16 protein-coding genes and 1 pseudogene are annotated in these 19,956 nt (G+C 73.4%); 7 read left to right on the forward strand and 10 right to left on the reverse strand.

Going from position 1 to position 19,956, the window contains the following annotated elements; genetic code table 11:
- Positions 1 to 17: 17 nt before the first annotated feature.
- Complete coding sequence (locus tag AC3CF1_RS16075) at positions 18 to 1,499, reverse strand: pyridoxal phosphate-dependent decarboxylase family protein (RefSeq protein ID WP_488450745.1); 1,482 nt, start codon at positions 1,497 to 1,499, stop codon at positions 18 to 20.
- Positions 1,500 to 1,526: 27 nt separating this feature from the next.
- Positions 1,527 to 2,939, reverse strand: coding sequence for an MFS transporter (locus AC3CF1_RS16080; RefSeq protein ID WP_355161497.1), 1,413 nt, complete (start codon positions 2,937 to 2,939; stop codon positions 1,527 to 1,529).
- Positions 2,940 to 3,123: 184 nt separating this feature from the next.
- On the opposite strand from AC3CF1_RS16080, the gene AC3CF1_RS16085 reads away from it, so the two are divergent.
- On the forward strand, positions 3,124 to 3,687 hold the full coding sequence (locus AC3CF1_RS16085) for a SigE family RNA polymerase sigma factor (protein WP_355161495.1): 564 nt from the start codon (positions 3,124 to 3,126) through the stop codon (positions 3,685 to 3,687).
- Positions 3,680 to 4,894: a hypothetical protein gene (locus AC3CF1_RS16090; protein ID WP_488450746.1), complete on the forward strand. Its 1,215-nt coding sequence runs from the start codon at positions 3,680 to 3,682 to the stop codon at positions 4,892 to 4,894. Before AC3CF1_RS16085 ends, AC3CF1_RS16090 begins: the two co-directional genes overlap by 8 nt.
- A 92-nt stretch (positions 4,895 to 4,986) precedes the next feature.
- Here the strand turns inward: AC3CF1_RS16090 and AC3CF1_RS16095 are convergent, their stop codons facing one another.
- A complete protein-coding gene (locus tag AC3CF1_RS16095; protein WP_141911225.1) occupies positions 4,987 to 5,301 on the reverse strand; it encodes an MGMT family protein in 315 nt (104 codons plus the stop codon).
- 13 nt (positions 5,302 to 5,314) lie between these two features.
- Here AC3CF1_RS16095 and proB point away from each other — a divergent pair, with 13 nt between their 5' ends.
- The gene (proB, locus tag AC3CF1_RS16100) at positions 5,315 to 6,472 is read left to right on the forward strand and encodes a glutamate 5-kinase (protein ID WP_088950280.1); all 1,158 of its coding nucleotides are present in this window, start codon (positions 5,315 to 5,317) and stop codon (positions 6,470 to 6,472) included.
- A gap of 90 nt (positions 6,473 to 6,562) precedes the next feature.
- On the forward strand, positions 6,563 to 7,804 hold the full coding sequence (locus AC3CF1_RS16105) for a glutamate-5-semialdehyde dehydrogenase (protein WP_488450747.1): 1,242 nt from the start codon (positions 6,563 to 6,565) through the stop codon (positions 7,802 to 7,804).
- A gap of 56 nt (positions 7,805 to 7,860) precedes the next feature.
- Here the strand turns inward: AC3CF1_RS16105 and AC3CF1_RS16110 are convergent, their stop codons facing one another.
- From AC3CF1_RS16110 to AC3CF1_RS16135, 6 genes are all read right to left on the reverse strand, one after another.
- The gene (locus AC3CF1_RS16110) at positions 7,861 to 8,823 is read right to left on the reverse strand and encodes a prenyltransferase/squalene oxidase repeat-containing protein (RefSeq protein WP_488452087.1); all 963 of its coding nucleotides are present in this window, start codon (positions 8,821 to 8,823) and stop codon (positions 7,861 to 7,863) included.
- Positions 8,824 to 8,860: 37 nt separating this feature from the next.
- The gene (gene moeZ, locus AC3CF1_RS16115) at positions 8,861 to 10,042 is read right to left on the reverse strand and encodes an adenylyltransferase/sulfurtransferase MoeZ (RefSeq protein WP_088950282.1); all 1,182 of its coding nucleotides are present in this window, start codon (positions 10,040 to 10,042) and stop codon (positions 8,861 to 8,863) included.
- 123 nt (positions 10,043 to 10,165) lie between these two features.
- A complete protein-coding gene (locus tag AC3CF1_RS16120) occupies positions 10,166 to 10,987 on the reverse strand; it encodes a DUF3152 domain-containing protein (RefSeq protein ID WP_355161490.1) in 822 nt (273 codons plus the stop codon).
- Positions 10,988 to 11,090: 103 nt separating this feature from the next.
- On the reverse strand, positions 11,091 to 11,945 hold the full coding sequence (locus tag AC3CF1_RS16125) for a DUF3152 domain-containing protein (RefSeq protein WP_354982822.1): 855 nt from the start codon (positions 11,943 to 11,945) through the stop codon (positions 11,091 to 11,093).
- A 5-nt stretch (positions 11,946 to 11,950) separates the two neighbouring features.
- A complete protein-coding gene (locus tag AC3CF1_RS16130; protein ID WP_354982821.1) occupies positions 11,951 to 12,925 on the reverse strand; it encodes an alpha/beta fold hydrolase in 975 nt (324 codons plus the stop codon).
- Between the two features lie 23 nt (positions 12,926 to 12,948).
- On the reverse strand, positions 12,949 to 15,102 hold the full coding sequence (locus AC3CF1_RS16135) for a hypothetical protein (protein WP_488452088.1): 2,154 nt from the start codon (positions 15,100 to 15,102) through the stop codon (positions 12,949 to 12,951).
- A 1,511-nt stretch (positions 15,103 to 16,613) separates the two neighbouring features.
- Between AC3CF1_RS16135 and AC3CF1_RS16140 the strand changes: the two genes are divergently transcribed.
- Together AC3CF1_RS16140 and AC3CF1_RS16145 are read left to right on the forward strand one after the other, a co-directional pair.
- Positions 16,614 to 17,252 (forward strand): TetR/AcrR family transcriptional regulator, encoded by a 639-nt coding sequence (locus AC3CF1_RS16140; RefSeq protein WP_088950287.1) that lies wholly within the window; start codon positions 16,614 to 16,616, stop codon positions 17,250 to 17,252.
- A 64-nt stretch (positions 17,253 to 17,316) separates the two neighbouring features.
- Entirely contained in the window at positions 17,317 to 17,544 is a 228-nt protein-coding gene (locus tag AC3CF1_RS16145; protein ID WP_088950288.1) for a DUF3107 domain-containing protein, read from the forward strand.
- On the opposite strand, the gene AC3CF1_RS16150 is transcribed toward AC3CF1_RS16145, so the two are convergent.
- Positions 17,531 to 18,136, reverse strand: a complete 606-nt coding sequence (locus tag AC3CF1_RS16150; protein ID WP_488450748.1) for a ferritin-like fold-containing protein — start codon at positions 18,134 to 18,136, stop codon at positions 17,531 to 17,533. The genes AC3CF1_RS16145 and AC3CF1_RS16150 overlap by 14 nt on opposite strands.
- Positions 18,137 to 18,223: 87 nt before the next feature.
- Between AC3CF1_RS16150 and AC3CF1_RS16155 the strand changes: the two are divergent.
- Positions 18,224 to 19,935: pseudogene (locus AC3CF1_RS16155) on the forward strand (DEAD/DEAH box helicase).
- Positions 19,936 to 19,956 lie beyond the last annotated feature (21 nt).

A 19,956-nucleotide genomic window follows, 5' to 3' on the forward strand; every position in this document is an offset into this window, starting at 1 on the left:
ACGCGGCCAGGCTCCGGTCACCAGGTGGGACGTTGCAGCAGCCCGACGAACTCGACCAGCAGCCGCTCCCGCAGCGCCGGCGGTGCGGCGTCGAGCAGCGTGTTGACCACCGCCATCCGCTCCGGCAGCGGCGCACCACCCGGCTCGCCGCCCATGCCCAGCCCGGCGGCCAGGCCCTCGACCAGCTCCGGGGTCAGCGCGTCCGGGGTGAGGGCGCCGACCAGGGCCGCCAGCTCGGCGGGCAGCCGCACCGGCCCCGCTGCCAGGGCCGCAGCCACCGCGTCGGCCAGGTCCGGGCCGAAGTCGCCGACGCGGGGCGCCACCGAGGCGGTCACCGTGAGGTGCACGCTCGCCGGCAGGCCCGCGTACGACAGCTGGGGTTGGGTGTGCCAGCCACGCGCGGTCAGCTCGTCCACCAGGACGAACAGGTCGGGGCCATCCTCGGTGGCGGTGAAGCACACCACCGTCGACTCCGGCTCGGCCATCAGCCGCAGCCCTTCGACGGCGCGGACCGCGTCGGCCAGGCCGACGACCGCGTCCCGGGTGACGGTGGCCAGTCGCAGGTAACCGTCGTCGCCGAGGTGCCGCACGGTGGCGTACGCGGCGGCGATCGGCCCGCCCGACCGGGTGGACGCGATCACCGGGTTGATCATCGTGTAGCCGGGCCAGTCGGCGTACGCGAAGTACTGCGGCGCTCGCAGCGAGGCGTCACGGTGCAGCAGCACCGACACGCCCTTCGGCGCGTACGCGTACTTGTGCAGGTCCACCGAGATGGACGTGACCCCGGGCACCGCGAAGTCGAACGCCGGCACCGGCTCACCGAGTCGGCGCAGGTACGGCAGGGTCCAGCCGCCGAAGCAGGCGTCCACGTGGCAGCGCACCCCGGCGTCGGCCGCGGCGGCGGCGATCTCCGCGACCGGGTCCACCACCCCGTGCGCGTACGACGGCGCGGAGCAGGCGACCAGCACCGTCTCCGGGCGGATGGCGGCGGCCATCGCGGCCGGGTCGGGACGCAGTGTGTCCAGGGAGACGGGCACGACGTCCATCGCCACCCGCAGGTAGTGCGCCGCCTTGGCGAACGCGGCGTGGGCGCTCGACGGCACCACGATCCGGGGCGCGGTGATCTCCGGGTGGGCGTCCCGGGCCGTCTTGACGGCGAGGATCAGCGACTCGGTGCCACCGCTGGTGACGCTGCCGACGACGTCCGGTGCGGTCGTGCCCGGGCCGGCGCCGAGCACCCGGCCGGCGGCGCCCACCAGCGAGTTCTCCATGGCCAGCAGGGACGGAAACGCGGTCGGGTCCAGCCCGTTGACGTGCGCGCTCTCCCGGTGTGCGGCGGCGGCCAGCTCGTCCAGCCCCGGCACGGCCGGGTCGTAGACGTACGCGAACAGCCGTCCACCGTGGGTCGGCCGGTCCCCGGCGCGCAACTGCCGAACCTCGTCGAGCGCGACCTCGGCCGCAACCCCGGCAGGCAACCCGGCCCTGGTCTCGTCGATCATGGGGTTATGGTGCCCTTCTCGTGACGGTCAATGGCTTTCGTCCCCCACCACAACTCCATGATCGACCCGATCGACCGGGGCGGCGAGTGCGGCGGTCAGCGCGGCGGGAGTCAGGGTGTATCGGCGTAGCAGGAGGATCGGGGGCGCTATCAGCAGAGCCGGGATCAGCGTGAAGCCGAGGAGGACGCCCAGCCGGGCCGAGTCCGACTGGGCAGCCGCCGAGCCGGTGTCGGACGAGACGTAGCCGGAGATCTGGAGCACCAGCCCGTAGATGCCCGGGCCGAGCGCCAGGCCAAACGTCTCCCCGGCGGTCCACAGGCCGGTGAAGACGCCCGCCTGCCGTCGACCGGTGCGCGCCGTGTCGTACGCGATGCAGTCCGGCAGCATCGCCAGCGCGAAGACCTGCTGCCCCGCGTACCCGACGCCGATCGCCGCGACCACCAGGTAGACCACGACCGCCGGCAGCACTGGCGCGGCGACCAGGGCCAGCGCCCCGGCGGCAAGGATGACCGAGGCGACGACCAGCGCGGTGCGCTTGCCCAGCCGGGCACCGACCCGGGTCCAGATCGGCATCACCAGCAGCGCCGGCCCGACGAAGCAGACGAAGAGCAGGGTCGGCCCGCTCCCGTCGTCGCGCAGGATCTGCCCCGCGAAGTAGTTGACCCCGGCCAGGATCGTCGCCACCCCGGCGGACTGCACCACGAAGCAGATCAGCAGAGCCCGGAACGGGCGGTTGGCGCCCGCCACGGCGAGTTGGGCGCGCAGCGTCGGCTCGCTGCCGCCCACGGTGCCGGTGGGCGCGGACCGGGTGCCGAGGAACGCGCCGAGAGCACCGACGGCGATCAGCGCCGCCACGAACAGGCCCATCCACCGGTGCCCGGCCACGCCGTCGCCGCCGGCGCTCACCACCAGCGGGGCGACTGCGCCGGACACCAGGATGGCCAGCGCCAGCACCGCGATCCGCCAGGTCATCAGGCGGGTGCGCTCGGCGTAGTCGTCGGTCAGCTCCGCCGGCATCGCCACGTACGGCACCTGGAAGAAGGCGAACGCGGTGGCGGTGGCGAGGAAGGCGAAGGCAACGTACGCGGCGGCGGCCGGACCGTTGCCGAACGGCGCGGCGAAGATCGAAGCGAACAGGACGGCGAGCGCGAGGCCGGCGATGAGCAGGTACGGCCGGCGGGCGCCCCAGCGCGACCGCGTCCGGTCGGAGATCCGCCCGGCGACCGGGTTGACCAGCACGTCCCATGCCTTGGGCAGCAGCACCAGCAGTGCGGCCATGCCGGCGGCCACGCCCAGCGTGTCGGTGAGGTACGGCAGCAGCAACAGACCGGGCACGGTGCCGAACGCGCCGGTCGCCAGTGAGCCGAGCGCGTAACCGGCGTGCACCGGTCGAGGCAGCGAGCCGGCGGCTGACGAGCCGGTGCCCGGCGGCGTTTTCATGGGGCCGAATGTTACTCACGTTATGCCGGACGTCACATCCCTCATCTGGCGATCAGGCCGCCGGGCCTGTTGCGGACATCCGTTCAGTCAGGTTGACGGCAGCGGGGCCCGCAACCGCCTCCCCACTCTCGGAGTGTTATCAGCGCCGACGGCAGACCAGCCCGGCGGCGACGGGGGAGGGGCAGTGACAGCGACGATGAGAGCCCGCGCCAATGAGCCACCGACAGTACGAACGGCCGGTGCGACGGTCGACGCGACGATCACGTTCGACGACTTCTACCACGCGCACTTCGGCAGCGTGACCGCCCAACTGTGCGCGTACACCGGGGATCTGGGGCATGCGCAGGACCTGGCCCAGGAGGCGTTCTACCGAGCGCTGGCCCGCTGGGACCGCCTGGTCCGGTACGACGACCCGGTTGCCTGGGTCCGGCGGGTCGCCTGGAACCTGGCGCGCAGCCGTTGGCGGCGGCTCCGGACCGCCCGTAACCACCTGTTGCGGCAGCGGCCCAGCGAGGCGGAGGTGGCCGGCCCGACCCCCGACCGGGTGGCGATCGACGCGGCACTGGCGCAACTGCCCGCCAACCACCGCCGAGCGGTCATCCTGCACTACCTGGCCGACCTGTCGGTGAGTCAGATCGCCGCCCAGGAAGGGGTGGCCGAGGGCACCGTGAAGTCCTGGTTGCACCGCGGCCGGACGGCCCTGGCCGGGCTGCTCGACGAGAACACCGAGGGGGTGCGCGATGTCTGACCTCGACCCACTGCTGCGCGAGCGGCTCTCCGCGTACCGCAATGACGTGGTCAGCCGGGTCACCGGCCCCGGCCCCGACCAGGCGCGGCACCTCCTGCGCCGACGCCGGCGGACGACGGCGGTGGCCGTGGCCGCCGCGGCGGTCGTCCTGGTGGTGGCCCCGGTCGTCGCCAACGCGGCGCTACGCGGTGACCGGAACCCGCCGGTGCCGGCGGAGTCCGTGCAACCGACGACCCCGCCGACCTCGGCACCGCCGACGCCAACACCGACCGGGTCGCCCACGCCGACGCCCACCACCAACGCCCCGACCGCCCCGGACGGGCGGATCAGCCGGGCGCAACTGCTCGCCACCCGGGTCGACCTGCCGAACTGGCAGCAGGGCGAGATGGAGGGCGGCTGCACCACCTCGAAGGTGCGGCTGCAGACCGACACGAAGAAGGTCTACGTGCCGGAGCTGACCGACGACGAGTTCGAGCACGGTGACGTCGACGGGGACGGCGCCGCCGAAACCATCGCCATCGTCGGCTGCCGGTACGGCGAGGTGTCGGCGAAGCAGGTGGTGGTCTTCGACCGGGACCGGGACGGCCGGATCGTCACGGTGGGTCGAGTGGTCCGGACCGGCGACGGTTTCGACGACATCCTCGCGATGGAGATCGATCAGAGCGGGTCGGTCAAGGTACGCGTGGCCGACATCGCGCTCTGCTGCAGCACACCCGAGTACCTGCGGCGGGAGCAGGTGCGGACGTACCGGTGGAACGGCGAGCGGTTCAGCCAGAACGACGGTCCCACGACATTCGGCAAGGATCCCCGGCTCACCGACCTGAGGATGAGCATGACCCACGAACTGGTCGACGTCCCCGGTACGGACACCCGGCGCAAACTCACCACCGTCTTCACGGTCACCAATGCCGGGCCGATCGACGCGCCCCAGGTCGCATTCGAGTCCATCGACGTCGGCGAACCGGCGGGGGGTGACTGGCCCCGGTGCGACCCGAATCCGTCGTCGCGGTACCTGCCGTCGTGCCTGCTGCCCGGGATACCGGCCGGCGAGTCGCGTCGCTACACGTTCGTCCAGCTGGTGCCGGGCAAGCCGGGGCCCGACGCGCGCACCCGGTACTTCGGCGTCTCCCACTACGACGCCCAGGACCGCTCGTGGCCCGATCTGAGGGAGGACGACAACAAGGTGAAGTTCCCGCTACCGCTCTGAAACAGCCGCGCAGCACCCCGTCCCGGCCGGACGGGGTGCTGTCGCGCTGGGCAGGTCCGCGCAGAGCGGCCATCACGCACGTTCCGTGTCGGTCACCCTTCGCGGTCCGGAGACCAACCGGCCGCCGCGATGTCCACGCGCTCGCCGCGCAGCGGCACCCCCTCGGCGCGCAGTCGGGCCCGCGCCTCTCGCTCGTGGCCCGGCGGCAGCCGGCCGGCGGAGGTCACCACCCGGTGCCAGGGCACCGAACCGCCGTGGCGGGCCATGATGTTGCCCACCAGCCGAGCCGAGGCACGGCCCGAGCGCTCGGCCAGGGCGTCGGCGACCCCGCCGTACGACATCACCCGGCCTTCCGGGATCCGCTCGACCAGGTCGAGCACCGCCTCGACGTACTCGTCAGGTGTCACAATCGGCCACCATATGGGAACGCCGCCGGGCGATGCGGCCGTGACCACGCAGAATGGGCGGGTGCGCGACGCAGTCACGACGGCCCGGCGGGTCGTCGTCAAGATCGGATCCTCCTCGTTGACCACCGCCACCGGCGGCCTGGCCGACGAGCGCGTCGACACGCTGGTCGACACCCTCGGTCGGCTCACCGCCGAAGGCCGCGAGGTGGTGCTGGTGTCCTCCGGCGCGATCGCCGCCGGCCTCGCCCCACTCGGCCTGATCCGACGCCCGCGCGACCTGGCCACCCAGCAGGCCGCCGCCAGCGTCGGGCAGGGCCTGCTGATCGGCCGGTACGCGGCCAGCTTCGCCCGGCACGGCCGCACTGTCGGGCAGGTGCTGCTCACCGTCGACGACGTGACCCGGCGCGCGCACTACCGCAACGCGTACCGGACCCTGCGCAAGCTGCTCGACCTGCGGGCGGTGCCGATCGTCAACGAGAACGACACGGTGGCCACCCAGGAGATCCGGTTCGGCGACAACGACCGGCTGGCCGCGCTGGTGGCCGCCCTGGTGCACGCCGACCTGCTGGTGCTCCTCTCCGACGTGGACGCGCTCTGGACCGGCGACCCCGCCAAGCCGCAGTCGACCCGGATCACCGAGGTCCACGGCGACGCGGATCTCGCCGGAATCACCATCGGCGGGGCCGGCCGGTCCGGTGTCGGCACCGGCGGCATGGTGACCAAGGTCGAGGCCGCCCGGATCGCCACCGGTTTCGGCATCCCGGTGGTGCTCACCGCCGCCGACCTGGCCGGTGCGGCGTTGGCCGGCGAGCCGGTCGGCACCCTGTTCCACCCGCAGCGGCAGCGCCCGACGGCCCGGCTGTTCTGGCTGGCCCACGCCACCTCGCCCCGAGGGCGGCTGCACCTCGACCCGGGTGCGGTGGCCGCCGTCGTCGGGCGGCGCAAGTCGCTGCTGCCCGCCGGCATCACCGCCGTGGACGGCACGTTCACCGCTGGTGACCCGGTGGATCTGGTGGACACCGCCGGCGCGCCGGTCGCCCGAGGGCTGGTCAACTACGACGCGGTGGAGCTGCCCGGGCTGCTCGGCCGCTCCACCTCCGAACTTGCCGCGGCGCTCGGCCCGGCGTACGAACGAGAGGTCGTCCACCGCGATGACCTGGTGCTGCTCTAAGGAGTCAACAGTGAGTGAGCGTCAGCGAACGAATCATCGGCTCAGGGCGGTGGTGCCTCAGGGCGGCACGGAGCGCAGCGGAGTGCCGGCATGAGCGTCAGCGAGCAGGCCCGACGGGCGCGGGTGGCGGCGGAGACGTTGGCCGTGGCCACGCGTACGGTCAAGGACGCCGCGCTGGTGGCGATGGCCGACGCGCTGGTGGCGCGTACCCCGGAGATCCTGACCGCCAACGAGACGGACCTGGCGGCCGGCCGGGAGGCCGGGCTGAGCGCGGCCGTGCTGGACCGGCTCGCCCTCGACGCGGGCCGGGTGGCCGGCATCGCCGACGCGCTGCGCCAGATGGCAGCGCTGCCCGATCCGGTCGGTGAGGTGGTCCGCGGCTCGACCCTGCCCAACGGGCTGGAGCTGCGCCAGATCCGGGTGCCGTTCGGGGTGGTCGGCATCATCTACGAGGCGCGACCCAACGTGACAGTGGACGCCGCCGGGATCTGCCTCAAGTCCGGCAACGCGGCGCTGCTGCGCGGGTCGTCCTCGGCGGCGCACTCCAACGCCGCGCTGGTCGCGGTGCTTCGGGACGCGGTCGCCGACGCCGGACTGCCGGCCGACGCGGTGCAGCTGCTCGACGCCAGGTCCCGCGACTCGGTCAAGGAGCTGATGCGCGCCCGGGGGCTCGTCGACGTGCTGATTCCGCGCGGGGGCGCGTCGCTGATCCGCACGGTGGTCGAGGAGTCGACCGTTCCGGTGATCGAGACCGGGGTGGGCAACTGTCACGTCTACGTCGACGCCGCCGCCGATGTGGCCAAGGCCGTCGCGGTGACGCTGAACGCCAAGACGCAACGCCTCTCCACCTGCAACACCGCCGAGTCACTGCTGGTGCACGCGAGCGTCGCCGACGCCTTCCTGCCGCCGATGCTGGCCGCTCTCGCGGAGGCCGGGGTGACAGTGCACGGCTCCCCCGAGGTGGCTGCCTACTCCGCCGCCGTGGTCCCGGCCACCGAGGAGGACTTCGCCACCGAATACCTGTCGGCCGACATCTCGGTCGCCGTGGTCGACTCGCTGGACGCGGCGGTCGCGCACATCCGCCGCTTCGGCACCGGGCACACCGAGGCGATCCTCACCGACTCGGCGAGCGCGGCCCGCGACTTCGTCGCCCGGGTGGACGCGGCGGCGGTGATGGTGAACGCCTCCACCCGGTTCACCGACGGGGGCGAGTTCGGGTTCGGCGCGGAGATCGGCATCTCCACCCAGAAGCTGCACGCCCGCGGCCCGATGGGTCTGCCCGAGCTGACCAGCACCAAGTACGTCGTCACCGGGGACGGGCACGTGCGCTGAGGCCTGCGTCAAGGTCCTCGGCCCGACCGAGGACCTTGGCAGGCTGTAGGCCGGCCTCAGCCCGACTGCGAGGCGGCTCCGGCCGTCGCGGGCCGGGCGGCCCGGATCGCGGACAACGTGGCGTGCACGTCGAACTGGTGGCCGTCGTCGCTCTCCCAGCCGCCGTCGCTGCGCTGCGTCTCGGTCAGCCGGCGCAACGCCCGCACCATGATCCAGTCCTGCGGGTCGATGCCGGCCCGGCGCAGCGTGGATGCCAACCACGCCACGTCCCCCGGGGACATCTTCGGCATCCGTTCGGCCAGCACCACCTGGATCCGCGCCGACTCCTGGAACATCTCCTGCCGGTGCAGCACGGCCGCGCTCAGCCAGCCGGCGGCGAGGTACGAGGGCCAGCTACCGTCCGGGCGCAGCCGCGCGGCGAGCGAGTGGGCCGCCGCCTGCACCACCCCGGCGTACGCCCCACCGACCCGATGGTCGAGCGGGCCCGACGCGCGGGCGTCCAGGCCGGCGACGGTGAGCCAGAAACCGGCGTTGGCCGTCTGGAGGAACCCGGCCTCCGGATCGCCGGGCCGGGCCCACTCCGGGGCCGAGTCGGCCAGCGACGCGTCCTCGTCCCAACTGCCGTCGGCCTGCTGTCGCGACGCCAGCCAGTCGAGCGCCCGGCGAGCGGCGGGGCGGCCGAGCGCACCCAGGTCGTCCAACTCGGCGAGCCGGAAACAGGTGGCGTCGATCGAGGCCATCGCACCGCCCCAGGTGGCCGGCCAACCGCCGTCGGGTGACTGGCCGATCTCGGCCGTCTCCAGCAGCTCGGGGGGCACGGCGGTGCCGTTGCGAAGCCAGGAGAGGCGGGCTCGTTCCACCGCGTCCCCATGCGCCACGACGAACCCGATCGCCGCTTCCAAGTCGACCACGGCGGGAACGCTACCTGCGCAGACGCGATCCCGCCTCAGAGAATCGGTTGGCCCGGAGTGGCTGCGTCGCTCCGGGTGCCAGGGCCGAGCGGCGTCACGTGCGTCGATTGCCGGGGCGGCGGTGTGGGCCACCCCGGCACATCGATCAGTACGCGGGCAGCGCCGGGTCGATCTGCTTGATCCAGGAGAGCACGCCGCCCTGCACGTGCACGGCGTCCCGGAAACCCGCCGCCTTGAGCGCGGCGAGCGCCTCCGCGGACCGGACGCCGGACTTGCAGTGCAGCACGATCTGCCGGTCCTGCGGCAGCTTCGCGAGGGCCTCGCCGGAGATGATGTCGCCCTTGGGGATCAGCGTGGAACCGGGGATGCGGACGATCTCGTACTCGGCCGGCTCCCGGACGTCGACCAGGAAGATGTCCTTGCCGGCGTCCTGCCACTCCTTGAGTTCGAGTGCCGTGATGGTCGCGTCGAGCGTCGCTTCCTGGGCCTCCTCGGAGACCGCGCCGCAGAAGTCCTCGTAGTCTTCCAGCAGGTCGGTGACCGTCGGGTTCTCGCCGCAGAGCGCGCAGTTCGGGTCCTTACGGACCTTGATCTTGCGGTATTCCATCTCCAGGGCGTCGTAGACCATCAGGCGGCCGACCAGCGGCTCACCGATGCCGGTGAGCAGCTTGATCGCCTCGTTCACCTGAATCGAGCCGATCGACGCGCAGAGCACACCGAGCACGCCACCCTCGGCGCAGGAGGGGACCATGCCGGGCGGCGGCGGCTCCGGGTAGAGGCAGCGGTAGCAGGGGCCGTGCTCGGCCCAGAACACCGACGCCTGGCCGTCGAAGCGGTAGATCGAGCCCCAGACGTACGGCTTGCCGAGCAGCACCGCCGCGTCGTTGACCATGTAGCGGGTGGCGAAGTTGTCGGTGCCGTCGACGATCAGGTCGTACTGCGCGAAGATCTCGCGGACGTTCTCCCGGTCCAGCGCGGTGTTGTGGATCTCCACGTTGACCAGCGGGTTGATCTCACGGATCGACGCGGCGGCGGACTCGGCCTTGGACCGGCCGATGTCGGACACGCCGTGGATGATCTGACGCTGGAGGTTGGACTCGTCGACGGTGTCGAAGTCGATGATGCCGAGGGTGCCGACCCCGGCCGCGGCGAGGTACATCAGGGCGGGTGACCCGAGGCCACCGGCGCCGACACAGAGCACCCGGGCGTTCTTCAGCCGCTTCTGCCCGGTCACCCCGACATCCGGGATGATCAGGTGGCGCGAGTAGCGGCGGATCTCGTCAACGGTCAGCTCGGCGGCGGGCTCGACGAGCGGGGGCAACGACACGGTGGACTCCCCGGGATCGGCGGTGTGAACCGCGCCATTGTTGCTCGCCGGAGCCCTGCTCGGCCATGAGGGACGACACGTGGTCCGCGATGCGGGAGCGGGAATAACCGACGAGCCGGTCGATCAGGGGACGATGTCACCCGCGTAGCGACGGCCCTCGAGGTAGGGCCAGGCGTTGGCGACGCAGCCGTTCAGGCCGTACGTCTGCTGCTGCATCACCGGCGCGGGCTCCCCCGGCCCGGGGCAGGCCTCATGCTCCTCGCCGAACTCGTGGCCCACCTCGTGGTTGATCACATAGGTGCGGTAGGTGTCCAGCGAGGCGCCGTAGTCGGGGACCGCCTCCATCCAGCGGGCCAGGTTGATGATGACCTGGCCGGGCAGGCGGCAGGAGGTGTAGCGCTCGGTGGTCAGCCCGCCCTCGGCGCACATCCGCTCGGACGTGACCGGGGTGGCCAGGTAGATGGTGAAGTCGGCGGCCCCCGCGTCGGCCACCCGTTGCACCCGCAGGTCGCCGGAGGCGATCCAACTGCGCGGGTCGCCCAGCACCTCGTCGACAGTGGCGGCGAACGCGTCGGCGTCCTGGCCGGTGCCACGTTCGACAGCGACCCGGTAACGGCGCAGCGGACCGTCCGCACCGTGCTCGGGTGTCTCGCCGTCGGCTGCGGTGAATCGTCCCGCTCCGACCGACGGATAGCTGGTGGGCACCGGGTGCGCGGGCACCCCGCCCCCGTGACCCATGCCGCCCTGGGTCGTGGCGGGAGTCTCGGCTGGCGGCTCGCCGGTGCGGTAGACCGTCACGCCGATCGCGGTGGCGAGGACGAGCAGGCCGAGCAGCAGGCTGCGGCGGCGGCGCCGGTGCATCCGCACGAGCGTGGGACGCACGTACGCCGGACGGCCCGACGGGTCGGGCGGCTGGGGTGGGCCGTAACGGGACGACGGCGTCATGACGTCGAGCCTGCCAGATTATTCGGGCATTTCTCCGAATTTGCCGCTATTGCCGCAAGACGCCTGATGGAGGGCTGGAAAGGTCGGCGTGTCGACCCGTCGGTCAGAGGGCAGGACCGGCGTAACGACGCCCGTCGAGGTACGGCCACTGGTTGACCCGGCACCCGTTGAGGAACAGCGTCTGCTGCATCATCACCGGCGCCGGCCTGCCCGCCCCCGGGCAGCGCTCGTGCCGATGCCCGAGCTGGTGACCCACCTCGTGGTTCACCACGTACGTCCGGTAGACCGCCAGCGGCACGCCAGCCGAGACGAAGTGCGGCACGGACAGCCGCCACCGATCCAGATTGATGATCACCTGGCCGGGCGCGCGGCAGGACGTGTACGGCCGACCCCCGACCCGGATGTCCACCCCACCGTCGGCGCACATCCGACCCGCCGTACGGGCGGTGGCCAGGTAGACGGTGAAGTCGCGAGGCGCGGCCCCGGGCACCTGCTGAAGCCGCAGCCTGCCGCTGTCGACCCAACTGCCCGGCCCGGCGAGCGCCGTCTGCACCGCCAGCGCGAACTCGGCAGCGTCCTCGTTGCTGCCCGACTCCACAGCGACCCGGTAACGCCGCAGCTCACCCGCCCGGCCCAGCACCGGGCCGGAGCGGGCGTCGTAGCCGAAACCCCCCGTGCCGGCACTCGGAACCGCACCGGGCGCCCGCAGCACCGGAGACGGGCTGGACGCAACCGCCTCGGAGGGCGACGGGCTGACCGACGGCGGCAGTGGCGCGGCCACCAGCGGCGGCAGCGAGGCGATCTCGTCGGCGGCCAACCGGTCGGCAGGGGGATGCCCACCCGGCCCCTCGGCGATCACTGTCACCACCGCGCCGACCGCCAACACCACCGCCACCAGTTGGGCGAACAGCGCGAAGCGTCGCTGACGGCGACCGGGGAGGGGGGCTGAGCTGGGCATCCACGTCAGCCTGCCAGATCAGGCCTCCTGGCGGTGTCCCCCGTTTCGGCGAGCAGGCCGACCACCGCCCGGGCAACCAGCCGGGGCACCTCCAACTGCGCCACATGACCGACACCGTCGAGCATCATCAGCCGGCTGTCCGGGATGACCCGGGCGGTCTGCGGCGCGACCCGCACATCGACCAGGCGATCCGCTCGGCCTCCCACCACCAGGGTCGGTGCGCGCACCGCCTCGGCGAGGCGCCACAGCGAACCCGGCCCGGGCAGGTACGCCCGCAGAAAGCTGGAGACCAGACCGCGGAACGTCCGGACGTACGCGGCGGCATAGTGCTCCGCCTCGTACCGGACCCGGATCTCCTCCAGCGCCTCGGCCCTCCGCTGCTCGCAGATGCGGCTCAGATCGGCGACACACGCCTCCAGCACCTGCTGGGCCATCACCTCGGGAGCGAGCTGGGTGAGGTGCCGGGCGACCAGCCGTTCGCCGCGCGGGATGGCGAGCACCGGCAGCATCCGCCCCTGCAACGAACGACGGAAGTCGAGGAACGGCAGCGCCGGGGAGATCAGGGTGAGCGTACGGACCAGGTCGGGCCGGAGCCCGGCCACCTGGACCGCGACCGTGCCGCCCAGCGAGTTGCCGAACAGGTGCACCGGGCCCCGACCGGAGTGCTCGATCCAGCGGACCACCAGATCAGCGAACGCCGGAATCGTGTAGCGGGGACCCGGCTCGCTACGGCCGAAGCCGGGCAGGTCGATGGCCTGACCATCGAGCCGGTCGGCGAGCAACCCGGCCAGGTCGGTCCAGTTCTGCGACGACCCGCCCAGCCCGTGCACGTACAGTGCCGGCTCCGCGCCGGCGGCGGTGGCCGGGGTGTCCCGTACGTAGGTGACCCGGCCGTCGAGGCGGACCTCCCTGCCCGGCCACGGTGGCGGGACATGGTGGTCGGGAAGCAGGTGGTCCGGCCAGAGGGTGGCGCGTCTCATCGTTCCAGTCTGCCTCGGACCACTCAGGACAGCAGCGCCTCCAGCCGACGGTTCACCGCCGCGAGGGTCGCCCGCACCACCGCCTGCCGGGGATCACCGGCGACCAGAGCGGAGCCGGCGAGCTGCTCGACCCAGCCCTCACAGACGAGCAGTGCCACCACGGTGGCCACCTCGCAGTTGCCGAACGGCACCACCGCCGCGTGCTCGACGAAGCAGCGCCCCCGCTCGGCGTTCTCGGCGCCGCGTAGCAACTCGTCCACCGCGGCGGCGGCCGCGACCGCGCAGAGCCGCAGCACGTAGCCGTCCACCGCCGGCCCGGTCGCGTACCCGGAGGCGCTGTCGCCCCCGGCCAGCAGCCGGACCTCCACGTTCGCGTCCAGGCCGAAGGTGCTGACCTGCACGTGGTCGATCACCACCCGGGGCCCCGGCGTGCCGCCGGTGTCCAGCGGTCGGGACGGCGCCGACTCCGTCGTGGTCACCTGACCACCGGAGTACGACGTACCGAGCGTCGCCGGGCTCCCGGTCGCGGCACCGGCCGGCGCGGCCGAGACCGATCCCGGCTCCTCGACCGTGGCGCGACCCCGGTGTGGGGCGTTCGACCGGCGGCGGCGCGAGATGTCGGTGGCGGGCCTCTGCTCAATGCCTGCCGGCATGGCCTCCACCCGAGCACCCGGCGGACGACCGCTCGTCGGCGTCTCGACCGCACGCACCTCACCGGTACGCGCTTCGGCGCCGGCATCGCGTGCGGTCACGCTCTGCTCCGGGGTACGCCGTTCGGCGGCCCGGGGTTCGGCAACGCGACGGCGAACCGGCGGCGGCGGCGTGCTGGGCAGACCGGGCACGTTCTGCGGGGCGGCGGCCAGCCCCATCCGATCCTGAAGCAGCCGGGCCACCTGTCGGCTCACCTCAGCCGGGTCGGCGCCGTCGGCCAGGTCGAGTCGGAGACTGTGCGCTCCCGCCGGGGTTCGACGCAGCGCAGCGTCGCGGACACCGGCCACCTCGCGGACGGCGTCCAGGATCGCGTTGACGTCGAACCCCTCGGGGCGCTCCCGCAACGGGGCTGGCTCGTCGTCCCGACGAAGGTGGGTGGCGATGCGGGCGAGTTCCGGAGTTTCGGCGGGTGGCTCCACAGCTGGCGGCTCCGGCACGACGGGCACGTCCGGTTCTGCGGGGACGCGCTGCGGCAGCACCACCGCTTTCGGGTCCGACTGCTGGGCGTCGTCGGCCGGTTCGGACGACGACGTCGGGTCGGGTGCGGACCGGCGAGCCGCATAGGGGGAGGCGGACACGGGTCCTGGCCGGTCGTGGGGCTCGGACCCGTTCGTGGCAGGGGGCGGAGTCGATCCCGTCGAGGACGACGTGAGGTCACCGGGTGACGGGGCGTTGGTCGGCGCGGTCGGGCGGTGCGAGTCGACGGGAGACGGGCCGGGCAGGTCTGGCGTCGCCGGGCGGAGCCGGAATGGCGCGGTGGCCGGTCGGATCTCGGGCCGTGGCATGCCCGGGGTCTCGCCGTCGTCACCCCCACGAGGCATGGACGACTGGATCGCCCCCCACGAGGGACGGTCGACGGGGGTGGCGGGGATGCGGCCCTCGGACCAGTCCGGCCGTTCTTCCCGCGCGGTGCTCACCGGGCTGGAGGGCGGCCCGCCAGCCCAGGTGGGGCGCTCGGCGACCAGGGGCGGGCCCGCCGGAGCCGGTGGCGCCTCGGCCAGTGCGGGAGGTGGCCCGGCTGGCGCCGGCGGTGGCGCGTCGACCGATGCCGCGCTGGCAGCCCAGGACGGCCGCGCCGGCGGCGCACTGGTCGGCGCGGGGTCGGAACCCCCGGCCCAGGACGGCCGCGCCGGCGGCGCACTGGTCGGCGCGGGGTCGGAACCCCCGGCCCAGGACGGCCGCGCCGGCGGCGCACTGGTCGGCTCGGACTCGGCCGCACCGCCAGCCCACGACGGGCGGACCGACGGCGTACCGGTCGGCGCGGGGTCGGAACCCCCGGCCCAGGACGGCCGCGCCGGCGGGCCACTGGTCGGCTCGGACTCGGCCGCACCGCCAGCCCACGACGGGCGGACCGACGGCGTACCGGTCGATGCCGGGTCGGAACCCCCGGCCCAGGACGGCCGCGCCGGCGGGCCACTGGTGGGCTCGGGATCGGCCGCACCGCCAGCCCAGGACGGCCGGTCGATCCGGGGCGTACGGCTGGCGCCGGACCCGGCCCAGGACGGCCGGTTGGCCGGCGGACCGCTGGTCGGCGTCGGGCCGCCTGCCCAGGCCGGGCGCTCCACGGCCGGTGGCGGCGTGCCCGGCGGGACCAGTGGCGGTGTGCCTGACGACGGCACGCCCGGCTCGCCGGTCGGGGGCTGGTCCGGGTCGACAGCCCGGAGCGGGCGATCGGTGGGCGGGACAGCGGGCGGGGCTGCCCAGGTCGGCCGGTTGGCCGGGGGCCCGCTGGTCGGTTCGGCCGGGCGCTCCGGCGCCGCCTCGGACGCGACGTCGCTCCGGACGGGGTCGTACCCGCGGGGCGGCTCGGCGCGGACCGGCTCGTACGGGCGGGGTGACTCGGCCCGCACCGGCTCGTACGGCTGGATGGGCTCGGCGACCCAACCCGGCGCGGACTCGTCGGTGGTCGGCGGACCAGCCGGCTCGTCGTCCGGACGGGACCAGGGCGGCGCCCAGCCACCGCCCCAGCTCGGGCGGTTCCAGCTCGGCCCCGACCAGTCCGGCTCGATGGCCGACGATTCCCCGGCCCGGTGCGCGTCACCCGGGCGGGGGCCTTCGGCGGCGCGAGCCGGCTCGGTCGCGTCGGCGTGCCCGGCCGGCCCCGGGGTGCGTCCCGGTGCTGCCTGGTGCTCCGGAGCGAGCGGGTCCCGCCGGTCGCGTGACCCGGCGGCCGGTGAATCCTCGGCGGCCAGCCGCTCGGCGTTGGGCGCGTGGAAGCCGGGCGGCACTTCGAAACCCGACGCGGCGGTGCCGACAGGCGGCACCTGGACCGCAGGCGGCGCGGAGGTGGGCAGGCCGGGCTCGGCCCAGCGCGCGCGGTGCGCGGCGGCCGGGTCGGCGGCGGAGCGGTCGGGCTCGTCGACCCCGTGCTCCACACGCGGGGCGGGACGTTGGGCGGGCACCACCAGTCGGTCGCTGGCCGGCTCGGGGCGGCCCTCGACGGGCAGCCCGGGGGGTGCGCTCACCGGCGTGGGACGTCCCACTGTCGGTTCGGGGCCGGGGCGACGGACGCCGTTGGCGTCATCGGGATGGTGCACACCGTTGGCGTTGTGGCCGTTGACCCGGGTCGGCGGATCGAGGTCACCCGGCAGCCCGGCCAGCGGCGACGGCAGGTCGCCATGCCTGGTGGAGGAGGTGCGCCAGCCGGACGCGGGGTCCGGCTGCCAACGCGGCGCCTGCTCCCGGGCATCCTCGTGATCGGCGGCTCGCGGCCACCCACCCGTCGGGGGTGCCCACCCGCTGACGGAACGGCTCGGGTCGTCGTGCTGACCCGCGCCGTCACCGTGCTCTCCCGGGGTAGCGGCTCCGGGTTGACCTGTTTCACTCACCGCGCGCTCCTTGGTCGCCCCCGCTGAGGCTACCGTGTGCCGAGAGTGGCGATAAGTTACAGCGGCGGGCCATTTCCACGACGGTGGTCGCGGGCCTCGCCCGGTCTGGGGGGAAAATGCCGGCTCGTACGGAGAACTCGGAGGAACCCATGACCGCTGCGGGCAACGGTGCACAGACCGCTGGACGACCCACCCGTCTGCCCCGCTCCGCGCGTCGTAAGCAGCTTCTCGCTGCGGCGCAGGAGGTGTTCGTCGCACAGGGTTACCACGCCGCCGCGATGGACGACATCGCCGAGCGGGCCGGGGTTTCGAAGCCCGTGCTCTACCAACACTTTCCCGGAAAGATGGATCTCTACCTGGCGCTGCTCGACACGCACTGTGACGCCATCGTCGCTCAGGTGCAGGACGCGATGCACGGCACCAGCGACAACAAGGAACGGGTCAGCGCGTCGGTGCGGGCGTACTTCGACTTCGTCGACCACGAGAGCGAGGCGTTCCGGCTCGTCTTCGAGTCGGACCTGCGCAACGACCCGGCGGTGCGGCAACGGGTGGAGCGGGTCGAGCAGGGCTGCATCGCGGCGATCACCGACACCATCATCTCGGACACCGGCGTGAGCCGGTCGCACGCCGAGTTGCTCGCCTCCGGGCTGGTCGGTGCCGCGGAGACGGCCGCGCAGTTCTGGCTGGCCGGTGGCCGGCAGGTGCCGAAGGCCGAGGCCGAGGCGCTGGTGGCCGCGCTGTCGTGGCGGGGCATCGCGAGCTTCCCGCTGCAAGGTGAGTCAGCCTGACCGCCGACCCCGTGATCGGATAGCCTTCGCAGGGCGGTTCTTTCGCCCCAGTTGAGGAGGCACAGTGGAGGTCAAGATCGGCGTGCAGTACGCGCCGCGTGAGCTGGTAGTAGACAGCGCGCAGTCGCCGGCCGAGATCGAGCAGATCGTGACCGACGCCTTCGCCGGTAACGGCGGCACGCTCTCCCTGACCGACGAGAAGGGCCGACGGGTCATCGTGCCGGTCGAGAAGGTCGCCTACGTCGAGATCGCCGAGGCGTCGTCCCGGGCGGTCGGTTTCACCGTCCGCTGACCGGTCCGGCCATCGCGGCAGGTCGGCATCGGCCCACCTGCCGCAGGCCGGCACCGGCTTCCCGGGCGGTCAGTTGTTCAGCCCGGCGGCGGCCATCCGCGCTGTGTGCGCGGCGGTGAGCCTGCCGAACACCCCCGGCACGTCGGCCCGGTCGCCCCGCGCGATCAGCGCGGTGAGTGCGACCCGCTCGGCGGCGAAAGCGACTCGCCTGGGACAACGCCTCGCCGAGCCGCCGCGCCCACATGGAGAGCCGGCCGGCCACCCGGGAGTCGTCGGCGACGGCCACCCGGATCTCCGCCGCGGCGAAGTCCGGGCAACGGGAGTCGTGAGGACGTCCAGCACCAGCCGCCCGGTCCGGTTCTTCCAGCGCGGGACCGGGGATGCTCGGCGTGACCACGAGCGCGGGCCAACGGCATCCCACGAGGCGGATAGGCGTGACGTAGGTCACAATTACTTGCCCCGCGTGGCGAGTGGCCGGGTGGGAATCGGGACGGGCGCATCCCTGTTCAGGTAGCATGGAGCAGTTGCCGTGGGCGCCGATCTGATCGAAGCTCAGCCCGCGGCGCGCGTGCGGCCCGGTCCGGCTCGGCATCTGCCGCCGACCGTGTGGCCCGCGTCATACCGAACGCGCCCTGAGGACATGACGGGCGCACCCACGAGAGGGCACCCCCACATCCACATGAGCGACCTGACTCAAGATTTGATGGACGGCCAGGAACTGGCCCCCACTGCCCCGGTTCGACCGGAGGCCCCCACGTTCGCCGCACTCGGCGCCCGCGCCGAGACCGTCGAGGCCCTGGCCGCGGCGGGAATCACCCGCGCCTTCGCCATCCAGGAATACGCGATCCCGATCGCGCTGCGCGGCGTCGACCTGATCGGTCAGGCGCCCACCGGCACCGGCAAGACCCTCGGCTTCGGCGTACCCCTGCTGGATCGCGTCTTCGCGCCGGGCGAGGGCAGCGACGGCGTCCCCCAGGCGCTGGTCGTCGTCCCCACCCGTGAGCTGGGCATCCAGGTCGCCAAGGACCTGGCCGCCGCCGGCCGGACGCGGGGCGTCCGGGTGCTGCCGATCTACGGCGGCGTCGCGTACGAGCCGCAGATCGACGCGCTGCGCAAGGGCGTCGAGATCCTGGTCGGCACCCGGGCCGGCTGATGGACCTGCAGAAGCAGAAGCACCTCCGTCTGGACCGGGTGCACGCGCTCGTCCTCGACGAGGCCGACCGGATGCTCGACCTGGGCTTCCTCGACGACGTCGAGAAGATCCTCGCGATGCTTCCGGAAGACCGGCAGACGATGCTCTTCTCGGCCACCATGCCGGACCCGATCGTCACCCTGTCCCGGCGCTTCCTGCGCCAGCCGATGACGATCCACGCCGGGCACACCGCCGAGACCGGCCCGTCGCCGCAGACCCAGCAGCTGGTCTACCGCACCCACTCGATGAACAAGGTCGAGGTGGTGGCGCGCATCCTCCAGGCGGAGGGGCGTGGGCTGACCATGATCTTCACCCGCACCAAGCGGGCCGCCGACCGCGTCGCCGAGGACCTCGACTTCCGCGGGTTCGCGGTCGCCGCGGTGCACGGTGACCTCGGCCAGGGTGCCCGCGAGCGGGCGCTGCGGGCCTTCCGGGCCGGCAAGATCGACATTCTGGTCGCCACCGACGTGGCGGCCCGAGGGCTGGACGTCACCGGCGTCACCCACGTCATCAACTACGACTGCCCCGAAGACCAGGACACCTACACCCACCGGATCGGTCGTACCGGCCGGGCCGGCGCGACGGGTGTCGCGGTGACCTTCGTCGACTGGGACGACATGCCGCGCTGGCGGATCATCGACAAGACCCTGGGTCTGGAGATGCCGGAGCCGCCGGAGACGTACCACACGTCGCCGCACCTCTACACCGACCTGCACATCCCGACCGAGGTCAGCGGCACCCTGCCGACGGCCGAGCGCACCCGCGCCGGGCTGTCCGCCGAGATCGAAGAGGACCTGGGCGGGACGACGCGCTCCCGTCGGGGCGACAGCGGTGGCGGCCGGAGCCCCCGACGCGGTGAGAGCCGTGGCGAGGGGCGAGGCGAGCGCCGTGGTCGGGGCGACAGCCGCCGCGACCGCTCCGACGCCGGCGCGCCGGCAGCGGCCGAAGCCGAGGCACCGGCGATCGCCGAGGCTGGCGACACCGCCGACGAAGGCACCCGTACCCCCCGCCGCCGGCGTCGCCGCCGGGCCGGCGAGACGGTCGTGGGCGAGCCGACCGCGGTGATCTCCGCCGATCCTGGCAGTGACGCCGAGCCGGCCGCCGCGTCCGACGGCGAACCGTCGAAGCCGCGCCGCCGCCGGCGCCGCCGTGGTGGCGGTTCCGGTGCGGGTACGCCGGCCGAGGCGACCGCGGACTGACCCACAGCCACACCTGACATC

It is taken from the genome of Micromonospora sp. MGP-C2, from assembly GCF_057766525.1.